24 protein-coding genes are annotated in these 24070 nt (G+C 52.1%); 17 read left to right on the top strand and 7 right to left on the bottom strand.

Annotated elements, in window-relative coordinates:
- Positions 1-11 precede the first annotated feature (11 nt).
- Positions 12-1175: an alcohol dehydrogenase gene (gene yqhD / locus BZK41_RS25295; protein WP_048215537.1), complete on the bottom strand. Its 1164-nt coding sequence runs from the start codon at positions 1173-1175 to the stop codon at positions 12-14.
- 194 nt (positions 1176-1369) lie between these two features.
- On the opposite strand from yqhD, the gene BZK41_RS25290 reads away from it, so the two are divergent.
- Positions 1370-2269 (top strand): AraC family transcriptional regulator, encoded by a 900-nt coding sequence (locus BZK41_RS25290; RefSeq protein WP_139762670.1) that lies wholly within the window; start codon positions 1370-1372, stop codon positions 2267-2269.
- A 90-nt stretch (positions 2270-2359) separates the two neighbouring features.
- Here the strand turns inward: BZK41_RS25290 and yghB are convergent, their stop codons facing one another.
- The gene (gene yghB, locus BZK41_RS25285; RefSeq protein ID WP_003024510.1) at positions 2360-3019 is read right to left on the bottom strand and encodes a DedA family general envelope maintenance protein YghB; all 660 of its coding nucleotides are present in this window, start codon (positions 3017-3019) and stop codon (positions 2360-2362) included.
- 131 nt (positions 3020-3150) lie between these two features.
- Positions 3151-4338, bottom strand: a complete 1188-nt coding sequence (gene metC, locus BZK41_RS25280; RefSeq protein ID WP_079939995.1) for a cystathionine beta-lyase — start codon at positions 4336-4338, stop codon at positions 3151-3153.
- Between the two features lie 250 nt (positions 4339-4588).
- Between metC and exbB the strand changes: the two genes are divergently transcribed.
- Together exbB and exbD are read left to right on the top strand one after the other, a co-directional pair.
- Entirely contained in the window at positions 4589-5323 is a 735-nt protein-coding gene (gene exbB / locus BZK41_RS25275; protein ID WP_079939993.1) for a tol-pal system-associated acyl-CoA thioesterase, read from the top strand.
- 6 nt (positions 5324-5329) lie between these two features.
- Positions 5330-5755, top strand: coding sequence for a TonB system transport protein ExbD (gene exbD / locus BZK41_RS25270; protein WP_079939991.1), 426 nt, complete (start codon positions 5330-5332; stop codon positions 5753-5755).
- Positions 5756-5832: 77 nt separating this feature from the next.
- Here exbD and BZK41_RS25265 read toward each other — a convergent pair whose 3' ends face one another.
- Positions 5833-6240: a cytoplasmic protein gene (locus BZK41_RS25265; RefSeq protein ID WP_079939990.1), complete on the bottom strand. Its 408-nt coding sequence runs from the start codon at positions 6238-6240 to the stop codon at positions 5833-5835.
- A gap of 1 nt (position 6241) precedes the next feature.
- On the bottom strand, positions 6242-6646 hold the full coding sequence (locus BZK41_RS25260; protein WP_079939989.1) for a hypothetical protein: 405 nt from the start codon (positions 6644-6646) through the stop codon (positions 6242-6244).
- Positions 6647-6750: 104 nt separating this feature from the next.
- Here BZK41_RS25260 and BZK41_RS25255 point away from each other — a divergent pair, with 104 nt between their 5' ends.
- On the top strand, positions 6751-7254 hold the full coding sequence (locus tag BZK41_RS25255) for an ESA_00282 family adhesion-associated protein (RefSeq protein ID WP_079939988.1): 504 nt from the start codon (positions 6751-6753) through the stop codon (positions 7252-7254).
- A gap of 68 nt (positions 7255-7322) precedes the next feature.
- Here BZK41_RS25255 and BZK41_RS25250 read toward each other — a convergent pair whose 3' ends face one another.
- Positions 7323-8363, bottom strand: coding sequence for an aldo/keto reductase (locus tag BZK41_RS25250; RefSeq protein ID WP_079939987.1), 1041 nt, complete (start codon positions 8361-8363; stop codon positions 7323-7325).
- A 155-nt stretch (positions 8364-8518) separates the two neighbouring features.
- Between BZK41_RS25250 and yghX the strand changes: the two genes are divergently transcribed.
- The 11 genes from yghX (at position 8519) to hybG (ending at position 18387) form a co-directional block, all read left to right on the top strand.
- Complete coding sequence (gene yghX, locus BZK41_RS25245; RefSeq protein WP_079939986.1) at positions 8519-9406, top strand: YghX family hydrolase; 888 nt, start codon at positions 8519-8521, stop codon at positions 9404-9406.
- A gap of 215 nt (positions 9407-9621) precedes the next feature.
- Entirely contained in the window at positions 9622-11262 is a 1641-nt protein-coding gene (locus BZK41_RS25240) for a methyl-accepting chemotaxis protein (protein WP_079939985.1), read from the top strand.
- An 84-nt stretch (positions 11263-11346) separates the two neighbouring features.
- The gene (locus BZK41_RS25235; RefSeq protein WP_003024490.1) at positions 11347-11634 is read left to right on the top strand and encodes a DUF2623 family protein; all 288 of its coding nucleotides are present in this window, start codon (positions 11347-11349) and stop codon (positions 11632-11634) included.
- A 189-nt stretch (positions 11635-11823) separates the two neighbouring features.
- Positions 11824-12942: a hydrogenase 2 small subunit gene (gene hybO, locus BZK41_RS25225; protein ID WP_003024486.1), complete on the top strand. Its 1119-nt coding sequence runs from the start codon at positions 11824-11826 to the stop codon at positions 12940-12942.
- A 2-nt stretch (positions 12943-12944) separates the two neighbouring features.
- Positions 12945-13931, top strand: a complete 987-nt coding sequence (gene hybA / locus BZK41_RS25220) for a hydrogenase 2 operon protein HybA (RefSeq protein ID WP_003828357.1) — start codon at positions 12945-12947, stop codon at positions 13929-13931.
- Positions 13921-15099, top strand: a complete 1179-nt coding sequence (hybB, locus tag BZK41_RS25215) for a Ni/Fe-hydrogenase cytochrome b subunit (RefSeq protein ID WP_003828354.1) — start codon at positions 13921-13923, stop codon at positions 15097-15099. Before hybA ends, hybB begins: the two co-directional genes overlap by 11 nt.
- On the top strand, positions 15096-16799 hold the full coding sequence (gene hybC, locus BZK41_RS25210; protein ID WP_003828353.1) for a hydrogenase 2 large subunit: 1704 nt from the start codon (positions 15096-15098) through the stop codon (positions 16797-16799). The genes hybB and hybC overlap by 4 nt, the downstream gene beginning before the upstream one ends.
- Positions 16799-17293, top strand: coding sequence for a HyaD/HybD family hydrogenase maturation endopeptidase (locus BZK41_RS25205; RefSeq protein WP_032944999.1), 495 nt, complete (start codon positions 16799-16801; stop codon positions 17291-17293). Before hybC ends, BZK41_RS25205 begins: the two co-directional genes overlap by 1 nt.
- Positions 17286-17774, top strand: coding sequence for a hydrogenase-2 assembly chaperone (gene hybE, locus BZK41_RS25200; protein ID WP_079939984.1), 489 nt, complete (start codon positions 17286-17288; stop codon positions 17772-17774). The genes BZK41_RS25205 and hybE overlap by 8 nt, the downstream gene beginning before the upstream one ends.
- Positions 17767-18108 (top strand): hydrogenase maturation nickel metallochaperone HypA, encoded by a 342-nt coding sequence (hypA, locus tag BZK41_RS25195; protein ID WP_003828349.1) that lies wholly within the window; start codon positions 17767-17769, stop codon positions 18106-18108. Before hybE ends, hypA begins: the two co-directional genes overlap by 8 nt.
- A gap of 30 nt (positions 18109-18138) precedes the next feature.
- A complete protein-coding gene (gene hybG / locus BZK41_RS25190; RefSeq protein ID WP_003024459.1) occupies positions 18139-18387 on the top strand; it encodes a hydrogenase maturation factor HybG in 249 nt (82 codons plus the stop codon).
- A gap of 94 nt (positions 18388-18481) precedes the next feature.
- On the opposite strand, the gene yghU is transcribed toward hybG, so the two are convergent.
- The gene (gene yghU, locus BZK41_RS25185) at positions 18482-19348 is read right to left on the bottom strand and encodes a glutathione-dependent disulfide-bond oxidoreductase (RefSeq protein ID WP_079939983.1); all 867 of its coding nucleotides are present in this window, start codon (positions 19346-19348) and stop codon (positions 18482-18484) included.
- A gap of 218 nt (positions 19349-19566) precedes the next feature.
- On the opposite strand from yghU, the gene BZK41_RS25180 reads away from it, so the two are divergent.
- Together BZK41_RS25180 and gss are read left to right on the top strand one after the other, a co-directional pair.
- Complete coding sequence (locus tag BZK41_RS25180) at positions 19567-21855, top strand: FdhF/YdeP family oxidoreductase (RefSeq protein WP_079939982.1); 2289 nt, start codon at positions 19567-19569, stop codon at positions 21853-21855.
- A gap of 153 nt (positions 21856-22008) precedes the next feature.
- Positions 22009-23871, top strand: coding sequence for a bifunctional glutathionylspermidine amidase/synthase (gene gss, locus BZK41_RS25175; protein ID WP_079939981.1), 1863 nt, complete (start codon positions 22009-22011; stop codon positions 23869-23871).
- The last annotated feature ends 199 nt before the right edge of the window (positions 23872-24070 follow it).

The following is a 24070-nucleotide window of genomic DNA, read 5'->3' as shown; positions in this document are numbered from 1 at the left end:
GTTAAAAAACCTTAGCGGGCAGCTTCGTAAATCCGACGGCTGACTTCAAGCGTAATGTCCTGATGTTCGCCCAGTTGCGTACCACCGTGAGCTTCCAGTTTTTCCAGCAACGCCGGGATGGAGCTACCGTCCAGGCCATAGTCAGACAGGCGAGTTGGTACGCCCATTTGTTCGAAGAAAGCGCGGGTAGCCGCAATGGCGGCGTCGATGCGCTGGTCGTCGGAACCTTCGGTGATATTCCAGATACGCTCTGCGTATTGCAGCAGTTTGGCACGCTTGGTATCACGTTTTTCATTCCACAGCGCTGGCAGAACGATGGCCAGCGTTTGGGCATGATCCAGACCGTGCATTGCGGTCAGTTCATGGCCCAACATATGCGTTGCCCAGTCCTGCGGTACGCCTGCACCAATCAGGCCGTTCAGCGCCTGGGTTGCCGCCCACATGACGTTCGCACGTACGTTGTAGTTTTCCGGCTCCTGCAAGGCTTTCGGGCCTTCTTCTACCAGCGTAAGCAGAATGCCTTCGGCAAAGCGATCCTGAATTTTCCCGTCCACCGGATAAGTCACATACTGTTCCACGGTATGCACGAAGGCATCCACGACGCCGTTTGCGACCTGACGCGGCGGCAGGGTGTAGGTGTAAACCGGATCCAGTACGGCAAATACTGGCTGCACAAACGGGGTCATAAAGGCCAGTTTATCGCCAGTGGTTTTACGCGAAATTACCGCGCCGGAGTTAGATTCAGAGCCGGTTGCAGGCAGGGTTAACACGGAGCCCATCGGGATGGCGCTTGTTACGTCGTTGCCGTGGGTTTCCAGAATGCGCCATGGATCGATGCCGTCTGCGTACTGTGCTGCTGCCGCGATGAATTTGGTGCCGTCCAGCACTGAACCGCCACCTACCGCCAGCAGAAACGTCACTTTCTCATCACGCACGATTTTTACTGCGTTCATCAGCGTTTCATAAGACGGGTTTGGCTCGATACCGCCAAACTCCAGCACGTCCAGCCCTTTCAGCGCGTCCTGAACCTGTGCCAGGACGCCGGTTTTTTTCACACTGCCGCCGCCGTAGGTAACCAGTACGCGAGCGTCCTGAGGAATTTGATCGCGCAGCTCAGCAATTGCGCCTTTACCAAACAAAATACGTGTTGGGGTATGGAGATTAAAGTTGTTCATTGCTCGTTCCCTTTGGTGGGTAATAAAAGAGGGCAGGTGAGTGTCTGCCGGATGATGAACATTGTGGTCGCCCGCCGCTCTGCTCTCAATGCTCATTTCTGCCGATGTCTTGCCCATTTCTACAGACTGCTGGAGAAAACGAATAAATCTGCGCATTATGTCAGGGTCGAAAACCGATGATGAAATGGTGCTACATGAACCGTGATGAGATCTGCCTTCTGCTGACAGATAAAATTAAGCAGCTGAAAAACAATGAAAATAAACTTAACGAACTGCTGCCAGATGTCCGCCTGTTACACGGTACGGAGCCTGCGGCGCGTACACCGGTCATGTATCAGCCAGGCATCATATTTCTCTTTTCGGGACATAAAATTGGTTATATCAATGAGCGCGTATTTCGCTATGACGCCAACGAATACCTGCTGCTAACCGTACCTTTACCCTTTGAATGTGAAACGTATGCGACGCCGGAGGTACCTCTGGCTGGTATTTACCTGAATGTCGATATTCTGCAATTGCAGGAGCTGTTGATGGACATTGGGGAAGACGAGCTGTTCCAGCCCGCCATGGCAGCCAGCGGGATTAACTCTGCGACGCTCTCTGACGAAATTCTCTGCGCTGCTGAGCGCCTGCTGGATGTGATGGAGCGACCGCTGGATGCGCGTATTCTGGGGAAACAGATTATTCGCGAGATCCTCTACCATGTGTTGACCGGGCCGCGCGGCGGCGCGTTACTTGCGCTGGTCAGCCGCCAGACGCATTTCAGTTTGATAAGCCGGGTGCTAAAGCGGATTGAAACCAAATACACCGAAAACCTCAATGTAGAACAGCTGGCAGCTGAAGCGAACATGAGCGTGTCGGCGTTTCATCATAATTTTAAAGCGGTGACCAGCACGTCGCCGCTGCAATATCTTAAGAGCTATCGCCTGCATAAAGCACGGATGATGATTATTCACGATGGAATGAAGGCCAGTGCGGCTGCCATGCGCGTCGGCTATGAGAGCGCATCGCAATTCAGTCGGGAGTTCAAACGTTTCTTTGGCGTAACGCCGGGGGAAGATGCGGCCAGAATTCGTATGATGCAGGGGAGTTGATTTCTTGTAGGCCTGCAGGTACACCGTAGGCCTTGAAGCTGCGCGCCATCAGGCGTAATGCCGGGAATTACCCCGGCCTACGGATAATATTCAGGCGCTACAGTATTTTTTTTTAATCACCACGAACAATGTTCCCAACAATCCTGCGGTTAACAGGGCAATCGGCAGGATCATTAGAAAGGTCATCACCTGATCTTCATGGCGTTTAACGAACGGGATCATGCTCAGCGCATAGCCGAAACTGGTGACGACGGTGACCCACAGCAGGCCACTCAGCCAGTTAAAAAACTGGAATCGACGGTTAGGAAGCCCTGAAATGCCCGCCATTGTTGGCAGCAAGGTACGAACGAACGCCAGGAAACGCCCTGCCAGCAGCGCCATCAACCCGTGTTGGTCAAACATGCAGGTGGCACGCTGATGGTATTTTTCCGGTAATTGCGCCAGCCAACCTTTCACCGTGCGCGTGTTGCCTAGCCAGCGTCCCTGAATGTAGCTCAGCCAGCAGCCCAGACTGGCTGCCGCCGTCAGAATAGCTATGGTAGGTAAAAAACTCATCACGTCCTGAGCGATCAGCGCTCCTGCCAGTAATAACAGGCTGTCGCCGGGTAAAAAGGAGGCGGGCAGCAGGCCATTTTCTAAAAACAGCGTGGCGAACATGACGAAGTACACCACGCTCACAACGTGCGGATCCGCCAGTGCGGCAAAATCGTGTTGCCAGAGCGCGGAGACAATATCTTGAATGACTACCATGGACTTTCCTGTGGAACAGCGTTTATGTGCGGATTGTACTCCTGAATTGCCCGGGATGCCTTGATCCCGGACGCAACAATTGCAGACTTTTCCACCAGAAGTGTCTGCATATATGTCCATCTGTGGTAATTTTACTCGATTCGGGCAAATCCTGCGGCCAAATCGGCAATCAGATCGTCAACATTCTCTAAACCGATGTGTAAACGGATAAGCGTTCCGCTGAAGTCCACCTCGCCTTGTGGACGGATTGCCGCAATGTGTTCCGGCTGGTTGGCGAGAATCAGCGACTCAAAACCGCCCCAGGAGTAGGCCATGCTGAACAGGCTGAAGTGATCCAGATACGCGGCCAGCTCTTCATTATTGAGTTTCTTATTCAATACAAAGGAGAACAGGCCGCTGCTGCCGGTGAAATCACGCTTCCAGAATTCATGCCCTTTACTGCCGGGCAGCGCCGGGTGGTTCACGCGGGCGACCTGCGGATGGTTGGCCAGCCACTCGGCGACCTTTAAACTGCTTTCATGGTGCTGACGCAGGCGAACGCTCAGCGTACGCAGTCCACGGCTGGTCATATAAGCGGTATCGGCGTCCAGCATTTGCCCCATCAGATAGGCATTTTCGCGCAGCTGATCCCAGCAGCGGGCATTAGATACCGCCGTGCCGACCATGCCGTCAGAATGACCAATCAGATATTTGGTTCCTGCCTGAATAGAGATATCGATGCCAAAATCCAACGCTTTGAACAGCACCCCGGCAGCCCAGGTGTTATCAATCATGATGATTGCATCTGGCGCGATGCTTCTGACGGCGGCAACAATAGCAGGAACATCATGCACTTCCATCGTGACAGAGCCGGGAGATTCCAGAAATACGACTTTCGTGTTCGGCTGTATGTGCTTAACGATATCGGCGCCAACCAGCGGATCGAACCAGCCGGTGGACACGCCGAGCTTGCCGAGAATTTTGGTGCAGAAATCCTGACTGGGTTCATAGGCGGTATTGGTCATCAGCACATGATCCCCTTGCTCCACAAAGGCAAGGATGGTGTTGGCAACGGCCGCCGCACCGCAGGGGAACAGGGCGCAACCCGCACCACCTTCCAGTTCGCACATCGCTTCCTGAAGAGAGAAATGCGTCAGGGTTCCGCGACGCCCATAGAAAAGCGCACCGTTCGCCCGGTTGTGCGTGGCCTGTTTTTTGGCCTCTACGGTGTCAAACACCAGCGAAGAAGCGCGCTGGATCACGCTATTTACCGAGCCCAGCGTGTACTTTTTACTGCGTCCTGCGTGAACGAGCTTGGTTTCAAGTTGCTTATCTGCCATGTTGTCTTACCTGTTTTTATACGTCTGGATGTCTAAACTACCATGAATCAAAGATGACGCATCCAGCAGAACGGTCATACAGTAGAAAATAATCTCAAAATGCTTCAGGTGACTTTTTTACTGCGTAAGCGCAAGGAAAAGAAACCAAAGGTGCGGCAATATGTAAATAGTAATGAGAACGACTATCAATTCGACGTCTTTTTGATATCATTACGCTCAGATTTTGTGATTTGCGTCCTGGAGATACAGAGTGGGTAATAATTTGATGCAGACGGATCTTTCCGTCTGGGGTATGTATCAGCACGCCGATATCGTGGTTAAGTGCGTGATGATTGGGCTGATTTTGGCGTCAGTGGTCACCTGGGCTATCTTCTTTAGTAAGAGCCTTGAGTTCTTTACTCAGAAACGCCGCCTTAAGCGTGAACAGCAACTGCTGGCGGAAGCCCGCTCTTTAGATATGGCAAGTGAGATTGCCGCAGGATTCGATGGCAAAAGCCTCGGCGCCCAGTTGATTAACGAAGCGCAGAACGAGCTGGAACTGTCAGAAGGCAGCGACGATAACGAAGGCATTAAAGAGCGTACCGGCTTCCGTCTGGAGCGTCGTGTGGCGGCGGTAGGTCGTCATATGGGCCGCGGTAACGGATACCTGGCTACCATCGGGGCTATCTCTCCATTCGTCGGTCTGTTCGGTACCGTATGGGGCATCATGAATAGCTTCATCGGGATTGCACAAACCCAAACGACCAACCTGGCCGTTGTTGCGCCGGGTATCGCAGAAGCGCTGTTAGCGACCGCAATCGGTCTGGTCGCAGCAATTCCAGCGGTTGTTATATACAACATTTTCGCACGTCAGATTGGCAGCTATAAAGCGATGCTGGGTGACGTCGCGGCACAGGTGCTGTTGCTGCAAAGTCGCGATCTGGACCTGAACGCAAGCGCATCCGCGCATCCGGTACGTGCAGCGCAGAAATTACGTGTAGGATAATGTTCCATGGCAATGAGCTTTAATGAAAACCTGGACGATAACGGTGAAATGCATGAAATCAACGTGACGCCGTTTATCGACGTTATGTTGGTTTTATTGATCATTTTTATGGTGGCCGCACCGTTGGCAACGGTGGATGTGAAAGTGAATCTTCCTGCCTCCACCAGTACGCCGCAGCCGCGTCCGGAAAAACCGGTTTATCTGTCTGTTAAAGCTGATAAAAGTATGTTTATTGGCAACAATCAGGTGACGGATGACACCATGATTAACGAGTTAAATGCGCTAACTGAAGGGAAGAAAGACACCACGATTTTCTTCCGGGCAGATAAAACCGTTGATTATGAGACCATGATGAAGGTGATGGATACGCTGCATCAGGCGGGCTTCCTGAAGATTGGTCTGGTTGGCGAAGAGACTGTGAAAGCGAAGTAATCCTCATCATTGCCGGGTAATGGTTGCCACCTTACCCGGCGTGCCTCTCCTGATTCAACTCCCTTGCACACTTGTTCTTATCTGTTCTCATCTAACGCGACCGTGGTTATCCTGGTGGGTTCGTAGTTCCCTTCAGACAGCTTTCGGGTCAGGCGTAAGGTGGCTGTTTCCCGCGCGAGTATATGCTGGTAGGTGCTTTCCAGTCGGGCCATGATTTTGTCCCGCAGTTCTGGTTGTAGCTCCATAATGGCTTCGATCGCGGCACCGTAGATCTCTTCTTTAGCCTGTAGCGAGTAAATTTCACGCCGATTTTGCCATTTCATCCGCACCAGTGCAGCGGGAATAGAGACTATCTCCTGAGCAACGCTTTCCAGCGTGGCGTTTTTATTGGCTATCAACACGGCTAAATTTTGCTTTAAGACAAACTCATCGCTTTTATGGTTATCTAAAGCCAAATAAACATTATTATCCTCAACATCTTTCATTTTATTTCTCTTCCAGAGAATAAAAAATAGGGTCGCTGGTTTCACGCGTAATTAAATTAAGCCAAATTTTGTTGCCCTGTTCATTTATGATGGCTGTTTTTTGAGTCAAAATTTTACTTAATTCTTGTGCGTTAATGTCGCCCTCTGCCTGTAGTGAATTGAGCAGGCGAGAGAATGACTCAATTTTTGCTGCACGAAACAGACGCTCTTTTAAATGACGGTCGCACTCTTCAAATAGCATATTGCGTGACTGACCGGTAGCAGTAGAGCTAATCAAAATATCGGATTCGTAATCGCTTAATGTTATCTTCCCCTGAGTCAAATTTTCATTATTATCTGCGGGTTTAGTATTGGTAGATGAGCTGGATAAGTGAAAACGCGAGGGAACAAGATGCTCGGGAAGCATGTTGAAATATCCTTTGATGCCAATGATATGTTGTTTTAAATAAACCATGCCGCGTTGACAATAGCATGGTGTAATTTTAAAATCAAAAAAAATGGAGCCAGTATATGAACAGTATATTTTATTCTGTTATTACCCTGCTATTGCTGACTTGCGGGGTACTTTTGTTGATGCGCAGTGCAAATAAAGACCGCAATGCAGAAAATGGATACGCTGAAAACCAACCGGAAATACTGAGTAAAGAAGAGGGTGAAGATCATTTCTCGATACTGATGAATTCGATTACTCCGGTTTGGTATTGGCGCGTCAATCACGAATATATCGATTTTATCCACTCGACGATCAAACGGATGACAATGGTGGAGCTGAATGAGACGCCAGGGCTATTTGATGCACAGCGGCGTTGCAGCGATCTCAACTCTGCGGTGTATAAATATTACGACAATATTAAAAAACGCTGTCTGAGTGGTGAGAAGGTCCCGCATGCCGATCTGGACGTGCTTAACTTACGTCAGTGCTTCAGGGAGTTCAGCCTGGAAGCCTATCCTGCACTTGTCGCGCTGGTGTGGCCGGAATATCAACGTCCAGAGATTAAAGCGGAAGAGGTGTGAGGGAGTGGCTGGCCCGTATTACGTGCCGGGGAGGCTAACGCTGCCACCCGGCACGGTGTTACAAACGGCTATTTGTCAGATGAGGCCTGCCACAGGTTCAGCTTACCGTCCGCGACGTGCTTATCGATCTGCGCCAGTTCTTCGGTGCTGAACGTTAGATTCGCCAGCGCCTGAACGTTCTCTTCCAGTTGCTCCGGTCGGCTGGCGCCAATCAATACCGACGTTACCCGGTTGTCTTTTAGCAGCCAGCTTAAGGCCATTTGTGCCATCGACTGTCCGCGCTGTTGCGCCATCTCATTGAGCAAACGCAGGCTGGTAAGGTTTTCTTCCGTCAGCATGTTTTCCGTTAACCCACGAACTTTTTTCCCTTCACGCTGCATGCGTGAACCTTCCGGAATACCGTTGAGGTATTTCCCCGTCAGCAGTCCCTGAGCCAGCGGCGTAAATGCGATACAGCCCATGCCGTTGGATTCCAGCGTATCCAGCAGGCCGCTGCTGTCTACCCAGCGGTTAAGCAGGTTGTAAGACGGCTGGTGGATCAGCAATGGAATTTTCCATTCCCGCATCAACTCGGCCATTTTCTGCGTACGTTCCGGGGAATAGGATGAGATGCCGACATACAGCGCTTTGCCGCTTTGCACGGCGTGGGCCAGCGCCGAGGCGGTCTCTTCCATTGGCGTATTTTCGTCAACGCGGTGCGAGTAGAAGATATCGACATAGTCGAGGCCCATGCGTTTCAGACTCTGGTCGAGGCTGGCGAGCAGGTATTTGCGAGAACCGCCAGAACCGTATGGCCCTGGCCACATGTCATAGCCTGCCTTGGTGGAGATAATCAGTTCATCACGATAGTGGGCAAAATCCTCGCGCAGTAATCGGCCAAAATTCTCTTCTGCGCTGCCTGGTGGCGGCCCATAGTTATTGGCTAAATCAAAATGCGTGATGCCTAAATCAAATGCTTTACGCAACAGGGCGCGCTGTGAATCCAGCGCCTGAACGTGCCCAAAACTGTGCCATAAACCCAGCGATAGCGCGGGTAAACGCAAACCGCTGCGTCCACAATAGCGATAGAGCATCTGCTCGTAACGTTCAGGATTGGCAAACCAGGCCATGAGATCTCCTTAGTGCAGGTGAATTTCGAAACAACGTTTCTATTCTAGCGGGTTCACGGTGAATATCCCGTTCACCATGTCACACTGAGATGAAAAACTGGGCAAAAACAGGCCTCTGTGCTTTGCTTAAAAAAACATCAATCAGGAGTGCGACGATGCCGCGTTTGACTGCCAAAGATTTTCCGCAAGAACTGCTCGACTACTATGACTATTACGCTCATGGAAAAATAACGAAACGCGAGTTTCTCAATCTGGCAGCGAAATATGCAGTGGGTGGCATGACGGCATTGGCCTTATTCAATTTATTGAAACCCAACTACGCTCTCGCAACACAGGTAGAATTTACCGATCCCGATATTCTGGCCGAATATATTACCTATCCCTCACCTGAAGGGCATGGTGAGGTGCGGGGGTATTTGGTTAAACCTGCGAAGGTGACAGGGAAAGTTCCGGCGGTGGTGGTAGTGCATGAGAATCGTGGGCTGAATCCGTATATTGAAGATGTGGCGAGACGGGTGGCGAAGGCGGGCTTTATGGCACTCGCGCCTGATGGGTTAAGTTCGGTAGGGGGATATCCAGGCAATGATGATAAAGGTCGGGAATTGCAGCAACAGGTTGACCCCGTAAAGTTAATGAACGACTTTTTTGCCGCCATTGAATTTATGCAGCATTATTCAGGGACAACGGGAAAAGTAGGTATCACCGGATTTTGCTACGGTGGCGGTGTATCGAATGCCGCTGCTGTAGCTTTCCCTGAACTGGCCTGCGCGGTGCCTTTTTATGGGCGTCAGGTTCCTGTATCAGATGTCCCTAAAATAAACGCGCCTTTATTACTGCACTATGCGCAATTAGATACCCGAATTAATGAGGGATGGCCTGCCTATGAAGCGGCGCTTAAGGCTAATAAGAAAGTCTATGAAGCATATATCTACCCCGGCGTTAATCATGGCTTTCACAATGATTCTACCCCCCGTTATGATAAAGCTGCCGCGGATTTAGCCTGGGAGCGTACTCTTGCGTGGTTTAATAAATATTTACGATAGAAAACAATAGATTATTTAATGCTTTAAACTAATTACCTGAATAATAATGCTACCTAATTTCATTAGCATTCATATTGATATAGTGTAGAGAGGGAGTGGATGTACTTAAGAAAGTAAAAAAATAAAGAACGCATTATATCTTCTCTACTGCCTGCCGATAACAAGGATAAGTATCGCCTGATGGCGAATTCCTCATCAACGGCAAGGAAATTATTATGCGTTTGCTGAAAAACTTCACTATTCGTATTGTCATGTTGGCAATACTGGGACTTTTTTGCCTGCTCTGGTCGGGCGTGGGTTTATTCAGTCTTCATTCGTTATCAAAAATATCTGAAGGCAATGATATTGACCGTCATCTTGTCCATCAGATGACGGTTCTCAGTCAGGGTAACGATCAGTACTTTCGCTTCGTAACGCGCTTAAGTCGCGCCATGGATGTCAAAATGAGCGGCGGAACGCCTGATTTTGCGCCGGCGCAGCAGTCCCTGGAGAATATGAGTAAAAAACTCCAGGAGATGAAAACATTGTCTCCGGGTCCCATGGACCCTGAAGTCGCCACAGCAGTACTGACAAAGTGGCAGGCGTTGCTGGACAACGGCGTGATCCCGCAAATGCAGCTGGCGCAGCAGGGCACGCTTACGGCCTTTGCGGAGCATGCCAGCACCGTTACGCCAGCGTTGAGCCGTGAATTTGGCGCCAGTGCCGAGCGTTTTAACGCTACGGCGGGTGAGCGGCTTGATACCACCCGCGTGATGGTCGATGGCAAAACCTCTATCATCCGGACGTTAATTATCACCGCCGTGATCCTTGGGATTGCCCTCCTTTTCTTTACCGACCGCTACCTTGTTTCCATGATGGTGAAACCGCTGGGGCGTATTCGCCAGCAGTTTCAGCAGATTGCGCAGGGCGATCTCAGCCATCCAATTGAAGATTTTGGTCGTAACTGTGTGGGTCAACTGGTGCCGTTACTGTGCGCGATGCAGGACAGCCTGCGCGAAGCCGTCAGCACTATCCGTTCAGGTAGTGACAACATCTGGCGAGGGGCGACGGAAATTTCCACCGGGAATAACGATCTCTCCTCACGTACTGAAGAGCAGGCCGCAGCGCTGGAAGAGACCGCTGCCAGCATGGAGCAACTGACCGCAACGGTAAAACTGAACGCTGAAAACGCGCGTGAAGCCAGCCAGCTTGCCGATACGGCGACAGAAACGGCAGGTAAAGGGAGCACGCTGGTTTCAGAAGTGGTTGAGACGATGGACGGTATTGCCGCCAGTTCTAAACAGATCGCTGAAATCACGTCAGTTATTAATAGTATTGCTTTCCAGACCAATATTCTGGCGCTGAACGCGGCGGTTGAAGCTGCCAGGGCAGGCGAGCAGGGGCGCGGTTTTGCCGTCGTTGCCGGTGAAGTACGTAACCTTGCCAGTCGCAGCGCCGGGGCGGCGAAAGAGATTGAGACGCTGATTGGCGAGTCATCGCGTCGTGTCGATCAGGGTGCTCGTTTGGTTAAAGAAACGGGATTAACCATGGAGGCGATTCTGCGCGGTGCCACCGAAGTGACTGTCATCATGAAGCAAATTGCCTCAGCCTCGGAAGAACAGAATAAGGGCATCTCGCAGGTGAGCGTGGCGATCACGCAGATGGACAGCGTAACGCAACAGAACGCTGCATTGGTAGAGCAAGTTTCCGCCGCGGCCGTGGCGCTGGAACGACAAACAGAGGAACTGCAACGCTCGGTGCAACAGTTCCGCCTCTCAGCGAATGATGTGCAGTACACCGCGGCCAATACCGCTTCCCCTTCAGCAGACAGCAAAACGTCTGCGGCAGCTAAAACGGATGAATGGGTGTCCTTTTAAGCTGGCATAAAAAGTTCGTGATACCTCTGGTCTTTGCTTAAAAAATCGCTATATAATTTATTATATAGCGATTGGAGGTTATGCATGGACAACCATTTTGGTAAAGGTCTGATGGCCGGACTAAACGCCTCAAGTGCGGACAGTGCACGCTCAGTGGCGAATTTTTGTGCGGATTATAAGCGTGGTTTTGTGCTGGGATTTTCACATCGAATGTTTGAAAAAACGGGCGATCGACAGCTCAGCGCGTGGGAAGCGGGGATCCTGACGCGCCGCTATGGGCTGGATAAAGAGATGGTGATGGATTTCTTTAAAGAGAACCAGTCCAGTACAACAATTCGGTTTTTCATGGCTGGCTATCGACTCGAAGCTTGATCCGAAAGGGGTATTATCTTGCTTTAATTAATTACACTATTGACCTACGCCTTCGTTTTGTTGCTCCGCCGAAGTATTATAATGCACATAACCATATAAAAAGTGTGGTAATGGCGCGCCGATCGCAATATGCAACATGCGAATGGTGCAAAATAAAAAGCCAGGTCTTCGCAACGGAATAACTATAAAATGACTGGAGATAACTCTCTCATCAATTCGAGCGGCATTAATCGCCGTGATTTCATGAAGCTTTGTGCAGCACTGGCCGCTACCATGGGGCTCAGTAGCAAAGCCGCCGCAGAAATGGCCGAATCAGTTTCTCGTCCTCAGCGCCCACCAGTTATCTGGATTGGTGCTCAGGAGTGTACGGGTTGTACTGAATCGCTGCTTCGCGCGACACACCCTACAGTGGAAAACCTTGTTCTGGAGACAATCTCTCTGGAATACCATGAGGTGCTCTCTGCTGCCTTCGGCCATCAGGTTGAAGAGAACAAACATAACGCGCTGGAGAAGTACAAAGGGCAATATGTTCTGGTAGTGGATGGCTCTATCCCACTGAAAGATAATGGTATTTACTGCATGGTTGCCGGTGAGCCGATCGTAGATCATATCCGCCGGGCCGCAGAAGGCGCAGCCGCTATCATTGCCATCGGCTCTTGCGCCGCGTGGGGGGGGGTTGCTGCCGCTGGCGTTAACCCAACGGGTGCCGTCGGCCTGCAAGAAGTTCTGCCAGGCAAAACCATCATCAACATCCCCGGCTGTCCGCCGAACCCGCATAACTTCCTCGCAACGGTCGCGCATATCATCACTTATGGTAAGCCGCCGAAGCTGGATACCAAAAACCGTCCGACATTCGCCTATGGCCGTTTGATTCACGAACACTGCGAACGTCGCCCGCACTTCGATGCTGGTCGTTTTGCTAAAGAGTTTGGCGATGAAGGCCACCGTGAAGGTTGGTGCCTCTACCATCTGGGCTGTAAAGGACCAGAAACCTACGGCAACTGCTCAACGCTGCAATTCTGCGATGTGGGCGGCGTGTGGCCGGTGGCTATCGGTCACCCTTGCTACGGCTGTAACGAAGAAGGCGTCGGTTTCCATAAAGGTATTCACCAGCTTGCTCATGTGGAAAACCAAACACCACGTTCCGAGAAACCTGACGTCAACATGAAAGAAGGCGGCAATGTATCTGCCGGAGCGATTGGGCTGCTTGGTGGCGTAGTAGGACTGGTTGCCGGCGTCAGCGTGATGGCGGTTCGTGAACTGGGTCGTCAGCAGAAGAAAGATAACGCTGACTCACGGGGAGAATAACCGTGAACAGACGTAACTTTATTAAAGCAGCCTCCAGCGGGGCATTGCTGTTGGGCGCTGCGCCGTCCATCAGCCATGCGGCTGCAGAAAACCGTCCGCCGATCCCAGGTTCTCTTGGGATGCTCTATGACTCGACGCTGTGCGTAGGCTGCCAGGCCTGTGTCACCAAGTGTCAGGATATCAACTTCCCGGCGCGTAACCCGGAAGGCGAGCAAACCTGGTCGAACAACGACAAACTGTCGCCGTATACCAATAACATCATTCAGGTGTGGCGTAGCGGAACAGGCGTTAACAAAGACCAGGAAGAAAATGGCTACGCATACATCAAGAAACAGTGCATGCACTGTGTTGATCCGAACTGCGTTTCCGTTTGCCCGGTCTCCGCGCTGAAGAAAGATCCGAAAACCGGCATCGTCCATTATGACAAAGATGTCTGCACGGGCTGTCGTTACTGCATGGTCGCCTGCCCGTACAACGTGCCTAAGTACGACTACAACAACCCGTTTGGTGCGCTTCACAAATGTGAACTGTGTAACCAGAAAGGCGTTGAGCGTCTGGACAAAGGCGGTTTACCGGGTTGTGTTGAAGTGTGCCCTGCCGGTGCGGTGATTTTTGGTACGCGTGAAGAGCTGATGGCTGAGGCGAAAAAACGTCTCGCGCTGAAGCCTGGCAGCGAATACCACTATCCGCGTCAGACGGTGAAAGCAGGCGATACCTATCTGCATACGGTACCGAAGTACTACCCACACCTGTACGGTGAGAAAGAAGGTGGTGGTACACAGGTTATGGTACTGACGGGTGTTCCTTACGAGGATTTGGATCTGCCGAAGCTGGATGATCTTTCAACTGGTGCGCGTTCCGAACATGTTCAACATTCCCTGTACAAGGGCATGATATTACCCCTGGCTGCGCTGGCGGGCTTAACCGTGCTGGTTCGTCGTAATACGAAAAACGACCATCACGATGGAGGAGACGATCATGAGTCATGATCCTAAACCGCTGGGCGGAAAAATAATCAGCAAACCGGTCATTATTTTTGGGCCGCTTATCGTCCTGTGTATGCTCCTGATCGTGAAACGTCTGGTCTTCGGGCTGGGCTCAGTCTCCGATCTGAACGGCGGTTTCCCATGGGGTGTATGGATCGCGTTTGACCTGTTGATTGGTACTGGCTTCGCGTGCGGCGGTTGGGCGCTGGCGTGGGCGGTGTACGTTTTCAACAGAGGACAATACCATCCGTTAGTTCGTCCGGCGCTGCTGGCGAGCCTGTTTGGCTACTCCTTGGGTGGTCTGTCGATCACCATTGACGTCGGTCGTTACTGGAACCTGCCGTATTTCTACATTCCGGGCCACTTCAACGTGAACTCGGTACTGTTCGAAACGGCGGTCTGTATGACCATCTATATCGGCATCATGGCGCTGGAATTTGCTCCGGCTCTGTTTGAACGTCTGGGGTGGAAAGTTTCCCTCAAACGTTTGAATAAAGTGATGTTCTTTATTATTGCCCTCGGCGCGCTGCTGCCAACCATGCACCAGTCTTCAATGGGTTCATTGATGATTTCTGCGGGTTATAAGGTGCATCCGCTATGGCAAGCTTATGAAATGCTGCCGCTTTTCTCGGTATTAACCGCCTTTATTATGGGCTTCTCGATCGTCATCTTTGAAGGCTCGTTGGTACAAGCTGGTCTGAAAGGTAACGGTCCGGACGAGAAAAGTTTGTTCATCAAACTGACGAATACCATCAGCGTGCTGCTGGCTATTTTCGTCGTTCTGCGCTTTGGCGAACTGATCTATCGCGACAAGCTGTCCTATGCGTTCTCAGGCGATCTTTACTCCCTGATGTTCTGGCTTGAAGTCGTGCTGATGGTCTTCCCGCTGGTGGTGCTGCGCGTCACCAAGCTGCGTAATGACTCGCGCATGCTGTATCTGTCTGCGCTGAGCGCATTGCTGGGTTGTGCAACATGGCGTCTGTCCTATTCGCTGGTGGCGTTCAATCCTGGTGGTGGCTACCACTACTTCCCGACCTGGGAAGAGCTGTTGATTTCTATTGGTTTTGTGGCTATTGAGATTTGTGCATACATCGTACTCATTCGTCTACTGCCGATACTTCCTCCTTTAAAACAAAACGATCAAAATCGTCATGAGGCGAGCAAAGCATGAGCCAGAGAATTACTATTGATCCGGTAACCCGTATTGAGGGTCATTTACGCATCGACTGCGAAATCGAAAATGGCGTGGTATCTAAAGCATGGGCTTCCGGTACCATGTGGCGTGGCATGGAAGAGATCGTGAAAAACCGCGATCCGCGCGATGCCTGGATGATTGTGCAGCGTATCTGTGGTGTTTGTACGACCACTCACGCTATCTCTTCCGTTCGTGCAGCAGAAAGCGCGCTGAATATTGATGTTCCGGTAAACGCACAGTATATCCGTAACATCATTCTCGCTGCGCACACCACGCATGACCACATTGTTCACTTCTATCAGCTGTCTGCGCTGGACTGGGTGGATATCACTTCTGCACTGAAAGCCGACCCAGCGAAAGCATCTGCCATGCTGAACGGCGTGTCCTCCTGGCACCTGAATAGCGCAGAAGAGTTCACTAAGGTTCAGAACAAGATCAAAGACCTTGTTGCCAGCGGTCAGCTAGGCATTTTTGCCAACGGTTGCTGGGGTCACCCGGCAATGCAACTGCCGCCGGAAGTGAACCTGATTGCGGTCGCACACTACCTGCAGGCGTTGGAATGCCAGCGTGATGCCAACCGCGTTGTGGCGCTGTTGGGCGGTAAAACGCCGCACATCCAGAACCTGGCGGTAGGTGGGGTTGCTAACCCAATTAACCTTGACGGCCTCGGCGTGCTGAACCTTGAACGCCTGATGTACATCAAGTCCTTCATCGATAAGCTGAGCGACTTCGTTGAGCAGGTGTACAAGGTTGATACCGCGGTTATTGCTGCGTTTTATCCTGAGTGGCTGGAACGTGGTCAGGGTGCGGTTAACTACCTGAGCGCACCGGAATTCCCGACAGATGGTAAAAATGGCAGCTTCCTGTTCCCGGGTGGTTACATCACCGATGCCGATCTGTCGACCTACCGTCCGATCACCTCTCACTCAGATGAGTACCTGATCAAAGGGATTCAGGAGAGTGCGAAACACGCGTGGTACAAAGACGAAGCGCCGCAGGCTCCGTGGGAAGGCACAACGGTTCCTGATTACACCGGTTGGTCAGACGACGGTAAATACTCCTGGGTTAAAGCGCCGACTTTCTACGGTAAAACGGTTGAAGTGGGTCCGCTGGCCAACATGCTGTGTAAACTGGCGGCCAAACGCGAGTCTACCCATGCCAAGCTGAATGAAATCATCGCGATTTACACCAAGCTGACCGGTAAAACTATCGAAGTGTCGCAGTTGCACTCTACGCTGGGCCGTATTATTGGCCGTACCGTTCACTGCTGTGAACTGCAGAACGTTCTGCAGGATCAGTACAACGCGCTGATTGTGAACATCGGTAAGGGCGACCACACCACCTTCGTGAAACCGGATATTCCGGCAACGGGCGAATTCAAAGGTGTTGGTTTCCTCGAAGCGCCACGCGGTATGCTGTCTCACTGGATGGTGATTAAAGACGGCATTATCAGCAACTACCAGGCGGTTGTACCGTCAACCTGGAACTCTGGCCCACGTAACTTTAATGATGAAGTGGGACCATATGAGCGCTCGCTGGTAGGTACGCCGATTGCCGATCCAAACAAACCGCTGGAAGTGGTTCGTACCATTCACTCCTTCGACCCTTGTATGTCATGTGCGGTGCATGTGGTGGACGTTGACGGGAACGAAGTGGTCTCAGTTAAGGTTCTGTAATGCGGATATTAGTCTTAGGGGTCGGCAATATTTTGCTGACCGACGAAGCCATCGGGGTACGTATCGTTGAGGCATTAGAGCAACGGTACATCCTGCCAGACTTTGTTGATGTTCTGGACGGTGGTACGGCTGGGATGGAGCTTCTCGGCGATATGGCGAACAGAGATCATCTGATCATTGCTGACGCCATTGTGTCGAAGAAAAACACGCCAGGAACGATGATGGTCCTGCGGGATGAAGAGATCCCGGCGCTGTTTACCAACAAAATCTCACCGCACCAGCTTGGCCTGGCCGACGTATTGTCGGCCCTGCGTTTTACCGGCGAGTTTCCGAAAAAGCTGACCTTAGTCGGCGTTATTCCGGAATCGCTGGAGCCGCATATCGGGCTAACGCCAACGGTTGAAGCGATGATTGAACCTGCGCTTGAGCAGGTTCTTGCCGCGCTTCGCGAATCAGGCGTTGAAGCGATCCCTCGGGAGGCGGCTCATGTCTGAGGAGTTTGTCGGTTTTCAGACGGCCCCGAAGACGCAGATTCAGGCAGCGTTTGAAGAGGTTGCCCGGCGTTCGATGCACGATCTCTCTTTCTTGCATCCGAACATGCCGGTATATGTCTCTGATTTTACGCTGTTTGAAGGACAGTGGACGGGGTGTGTTATCACACCCTGGATGCTCAGCGCACTGATTTTCCCCGGACCGGACCAGATCTGGCCGGTGCGTAAAGTCAGCGAAAAAATCGGGCTGCGTCTGCCGTATGGCGAGATGATCTTTACCGTTGGTGAACTGGATGGCGTATCGCAATACCTTTCTTGCTCACTGATGTCGCCGCTTTCGCACAGCATGTCGGCGCAAGAAGGTGTGCGTCTGACTGACGATTGCGCGCGCATGCTGTTATCGCTGCCGGTGAGCGATCCGAATGCGCCGCAGCTAAATCGCCGTGCGCTGCTGCTGGGCCGTCGGAACTGCGAGAATGCATGAGCTGTCCCTTTGTCAGAGCGCGGTTGAGATTGTTCAACAGCAGGCAGAGCAGCACGGTGTCAAACGTGTAACCGGCGTTTGGCTGGAAATCGGAGCGCTCTCCTGCGTTGAAGAGAGCGCCGTCCGTTTCAGTTTCGACATCGTCTGTCAGGGTACGCTGGCGCAAGGGTGTGAGCTGCATATTGATTACAAACCAGCCCAGGCGTGGTGCTGGGATTGCAGTCAGGTTGTGGAAATCACCCAGCATGATGCGCAGTGTCCACTATGTCAGGGCGATCGTTTGCGGGTTGATGCAGGCGATTCACTGAAAGTGAAAAGTATTGAAGTCGAATAACCCATAGGTTGCTATGGGGCGGAGTCAGATATGTGTATTGGAGTCCCTGGTCAGGTTCTGGCCGTTGGTGAAGATATTCACCAGCTTGCGCAGGTTGAAGTGTGCGGCATCAAACGTGATGTCAATATTGCCCTGATTTGTGAAGGTGATACCGCTGAGCTGGTCGGGCAATGGGTGCTGGTGCACGTAGGGTTCGCCATGAGCATCATTGATGAAGATGAAGCTAAAGCCACGTTAGACGCACTTCGCCGCATGGAGTACGATGTCACCAGCGCGTGACAACCGGTTAGTGCCTGATAGCGTTGCGCTTATCAGGCCTACGCCTTCTATGTAGGCCGGATAAGGCATTTATGCCGCCATCCGGCATCTTGCGTTAACCCTGGCGCTTATCTTCGGTATTGGTGTCGAAGTCGCTGGCGTCATGACGTTCATGAAGCTGCTCGTTCAGCGGCCCGTTAGTGCGGTTTACAATACGACCACGCTTAACCGCCGGACGCGCTGCAATCTCTTTTGCCCAGCGCTGCACGTGCTTGTAACTTCCTGCATCGAGGAACTCTGCCGCGTCGTACACGTTGCCCAGCACTACATTGCCAAACCATGGCCAGACCGCCATATCGGCAATGGTGTATTCATCTCCGGCCACAAACTTATGCTGTGCTAACTGCTTATCCAGCACGTCGAGTAAGCGCTTGGCTTCCATAGTGAAGCGATTGATAGCGTACTCAATTTTTACCGGCGCATAGTTATAGAAGTGACCAAAACCACCGCCGAGGAACGGCGCCGCACCCTGTAACCAGAACAGCCAGTTCAGCGTTTCAGTTCGTTTTGCCAAATCCTGCGGCAGGAAATAACCGTATTTTTCCGCCAGATAGAGCAGTATTGCGCCAGATTCGAATACGCGAACCGGTGGGTTTTGCGAGTGGTCACGCAGTGCCGGGATCTTCGAGTTCGGATTCACTTCAACAAAGCCGCTGGAAAACTGATCGCCATCGCCGATGCGGATAATCCAGGCATCGTATTCCGCGCCCTTCACGCCCTGAGCCAGTAACTCCTCCAGCATAATCGTCACTTTCTGCCCGTTTGGCGTACCCAGCGAATAGAGCTGTAGCGGATGCTTGCCAACCGGCAGCGTTTTCTCGTGGGTGGCACCGGAAACAGGGCGGTTGATATTGGCGAATGCGCCGCCGTTCGATTTTTCCCACGTCCAGACTTTCGCGGGCTGATAGGTATTGTCTGACATATTGACCTGCCTTCTGAGTGGTTGTGTTGATGCAGTGTAGCAGTTAGGTAGAACTCAATTTAACAGATTGGGACTTTATGTCGCTTTGTGCTGAAAGGGGAAGACAAATCTAACCCGTTCATTGTACCTGGCCCGTACTCCATGAAGAGGAAATCAATGTTGGACGGAAATTGCTACCGTATTCACCATCAAAAATTGGCGGTGAATAAGCAGTAATAATGAAAAATGGTGTTCCAGGAGTAAGCGGTTATCAGGGCCCTGCGGGTGGGTGGGGCGCGGTAAAAGCCGTCACTGCTTCGGTGTTTTCGCAAAAGGCTGTCGCGCGCGATATTATCGCGATGTTCAAAATGAACCAGGTGAAAGGGTTCGATTGTCCGGGGTGTGCGTGGCCGGACCCAGGGCATCGTGCGCCAATGGAGCTGTGCGAAAATGGTGTTAAGGCGGTTTCCTGGGAGACAACCAGTAAGAAAGCGTCACCGGAATTTTTCAGCCGTCATCCGGTTTCTACGCTCTGGCACTACAGCGATTATGAACTGGAAAACATTGGTCGTTTGACGCATCCAATGAAATACGATGCAGTGTCAGACACCTGGCAGGCGGTGGATTGGGATATCGCCTTTCGGGAGATCGGCGAGCGTCTGCGCAGCTATGACTCAGCGCAACAGGTTGAGTTTTACACCTCCGGCAGAACGTCAAATGAGGCGGCGTTCCTGTATCAGCTGTTTGCCCGCGAATATGGCAGCAGCAACTTTCCTGATTGCTCAAACATGTGCCACGGACCGACCAGCGCAGGGCTAACGCCGGCCATTGGCCTGGGGAAAGGGACCGTTGAACTTGATGATTTTGACCACTGCGATCTGGTGATTTGTATCGGGCATAACCCTGGCACTAACCATCCGCGCATGCTGACCACCTTACGCGACGTTGCCAAACGCGGAGCCAAAATTATCTCCATTAACCCGCTGAACGAAAGGGGGCTTGAGCGCTTTAGCTTCCCGCAAAGCGCGAAAGAGATGTTCACCGGTCAGGCGACGGAGCTGAGCAACGACTACTACCAGGTAAAAATGGGCGGTGACGCCTCGTTGCTCAAAGGCATAATGAAGGCGCTGATCGAAATGGACGAAGCGCGGATCTTACTGGATCAGCAGCCGACGCTCGATCATGTGTTTATCGACCAACATACCGCGGGATATGCAGCTCTGTATGACGACTTACGTCAGCATAGCTGGGCGGAGCTGGAACAGGATTCGGGCCTGACGCGTAGTCAGATGGAAGACCTGGCGCACAGCTACAGTAAATCCAGCGCCACGATTGTTTGTTATGGTCTGGGCATCACCCAGCATAAAAACGGCACTGAGAACGTCCAGCAACTGGTAAATCTGTTGCTGCTGAAAGGCAATATGGGTAAGCCGGGGGCGGGGATCTGCCCGTTGCGCGGTCATTCTAACGTGCAGGGCGATCGTTCTGTGGGGATCAACGAAGCGGCGTCTGAAGACTTCCTGCAACGCCTTGAGAAGCATTTTTCTATCCGAGTTCCTCGCAAACATGGCCGCTCCAGCGTGGAGAGCATTCGGGCCATCGAGCGGGGAGATGCAAAAGCGCTCATCTGTATGGGCGGCAATCTGGCGGTGGCGATGCCCCAGCCGCAGCGTACCTTTGCAGCGATGAAAAATCTGGATCTGCAGGTCCATGTGGCGACCAAACTGAACAGGTCGCATCTGCTGCTGGCAAAGCATAACTACCTGCTACCTGCATTAGGCCGAACGGAGCGCGACATGCAGGCGACGGGGATTCAGTCAGTCACCGTCGAAGATTCGATGTCGATGGTTCACGCTTCCTGTGGCGCGCTGAAGCCGGCTTCCCGCTGGCTAAAATCGGAACCCGCGATTGTGGCGGGCATGGCGCGTGCCACGCTACCGCTTTCACCGATCAACTGGGAAGCATTTACCGGGGACTACGCGTTGATCCGTGATGCCATTGAAGCTGTGATCCCGGCGTTCCACGATTACAACGCACGTATTGCCGAGCCGGGCGGATTTCGTATGGATACGCCTGCTTCGCGCCGTGAATGGCGAACGGCGAATGGCAAAGCCAACTTTATCGTCAGCCATCAGCGGGCGGTAGAGCGAGAAAATCAGCCTGCCGATGCGCTGGTGCTGGCGACGTTGCGTAGCCACGATCAATACAACACCACTATTTATGGTATGAACGATCGCTATCGTGGCATTACCGGTCGTCGGGATGTGGTGTTTTTAAGCACCGAAGAAGCGACGAGCCGCGGTCTGAGCCTGGGTGATGTGGTCAACGTTCAGGCGCTGGACGACAACGGTCAGCCCTGCGCGGATCGCATCATGTACGGCTTAACGGTGGTGATTTACAACATGGCGGCTGGCTCAATTGGCGCTTATCTGCCTGAAGCGAATGTCCTGCTTTCGCTGGATGCGGTAGATACTCAAAGTTTGACTCCGGCGTATAAAAGCGTACCGGTCACTCTGACCAAAGCGTAGTTCCTGCTGTGAATTTTTCGCCTCTGAGCGCCAGCCGCTGCGTTGAGGTGTATGATGATGTCGACCTCTGTCCGGTTAGTGTCGCAGAGCAGGCAACCAGAGCGAAAAATTCACGCCAACCTGCTCAGGCTGTATTGTTTTGAGGTAAGGTGCATGAGCAAAGGAACGACCAGTCAGGATGCCCCATTCGGGACATTATTGGGCTACGCCCCAGGTGGCGTAGCAATCTACTCTTCAGATTACAGCTCCCTCGACCCACGGGACTACGACGATGATGCGGCATTTCGCAGCTATATCGACGATGAATACATGGGCCACAAATGGCAGTGCGTAGAGTTCGCACGCCGCTTTCTCTTCCTTAACTATGGCATGGTCTTCACCGATGTTGGCATGGCCTGGGAGATCTTCTCCTTACGCTTCCTGCGCGAAGTCGTGAATGACAATATCCTACCGTTACAGGCATTTCCGAATGGTTCGCCCCGCGCGCCGGTAGCAGGCGCTCTGCTTATCTGGCAAAAAGGCGGCGAATTTAAAGATACCGGGCATGTGGCGGTCGTCACCCAGTTGCTGGAAAACAAAATCCGTATTGCCGAACAGAACGTGCTCCATACACCGCTGCCTCCCGGACAGCAGTGGACGCGCGAACTGGAGATGGTGGTTGAAAACGGTTGTTACACCCTGCGTGACACCTTTGACGACACCACTATCCTTGGTTGGATGATTCAGACCGATGATACCCGTTACAGCCTGCCGCAGCCGGAGATAGCCAATGACTCGCTGAAAATTGCCGGCGCACGACTGGAAGATAACGGGCAGTTTGACGGTAAATGGCTGGATGAACAGGATCCGCTGCAAAAAGCCTACGTGCTGGCGAACGGCCATGTGATTAATCAGGACCCCCATCAGTACTTCACTATTACCGAGAGTGCCGAGCAGGAGCTGATTAAAGCCACCAACGAGCTGCACCTGATGTATCTGCACGCGACTGACAAGGTGCTGAAAGACGACAACCTGCTGGCGCTGTTTGATATCCCGAAAATCCTCTGGCCGCGCCTGCGCCTTTCCTGGCAGCGTCGTCGGCATCATATGATTACGGGTCGTATGGATTTCTGTATGGATGAACGCGGACTGAAGGTGTATGAGTACAACGCCGATTCAGCCTCGTGCCATACCGAAGCCGGTTTGATTCTCGAAAGATGGGCCGAGCGTGGCTACACTGGGCAGGGACACAACCCGGCTGAAGGGTTGATCAACGAACTGGCGGGGGCCTGGAAGCACAGCCGCGCACGTCCGTTTGTCCACATCATGCAGGATAAGGATATCGAAGAAAACTATCACGCGCAGTTTATGCAGCAGGCGCTGCGTCAGGCCGGGTTTGACAGCAAAATCCTGCGAGGTTTGGATGAGCTACGCTGGGATGACGCCGGTCAACTGATTGACGGTGACGGTCGCCTGGTGAACTGCGTCTGGAAGACCTGGGCGTGGGAAACCGCGATTGAGCAGGTGCGCGAGGTCAGCGAAACGGAGTACGCCGCGGTGCCAATTCGTACCGGGCATACGAATCAGGAAGTGCGTTTAATCGACGTGCTGCTGCGCCCGGAAGTGCTGGTCTTCGAACCTCTGTGGACGGTTATCCCTGGCAACAAAGCGATTCTGCCGATCCTCTGGCAACTGTTCCCGCACCACCGTTATCTGCTTGATACGGATTTCACTGTTAATGAAGAGCTGGCGCAAACCGGTTATGCGGTGAAACCTATTGCAGGACGTTGTGGCAGCAACATCGATCTGGTGAGTCATCAGGAAGAGCTACTGGATAAAACCAGCGGTAAGTTTGCCGAGCAGAAGAACATTTATCAGCAGCTTTGGTGTCTGCCAAAAGTTGCCGGTAAATATATCCAGGTTTGTACCTTTACCGTAGGTGGTAACTACGGCGGTACCTGCCTGCGCGGTGACGAGTCGCTGGTGATTAAAAAAGAGAGCGATATCGAACCGCTGATTGTGGTGAAAGAAGACTAATCTTTCTGCTCGCTCACGAGTCAGATGTGAAAGGCCGGAGTATATCTCCGGCTTTTTTTATTTGTGATTAGATTGATAGTATTTATATTTAAATGAGTATCTATATTTATATAACTGACGGAAATCATTCTCATGGTAAATGACATTTAATGATTAATGCATTCGTTAAGTGAATGCATTAATCATTAAATGGTTACTT

The sequence above is a fragment of the Citrobacter sp. A316 genome, from assembly GCF_002042945.1.
GTDB lineage: Bacteria > Pseudomonadota > Gammaproteobacteria > Enterobacterales > Enterobacteriaceae > Citrobacter > Citrobacter portucalensis.
Note: the sequence above shows the minus strand (reverse complement) of the source record. Positions and strands in the feature narration are given on the sequence as shown.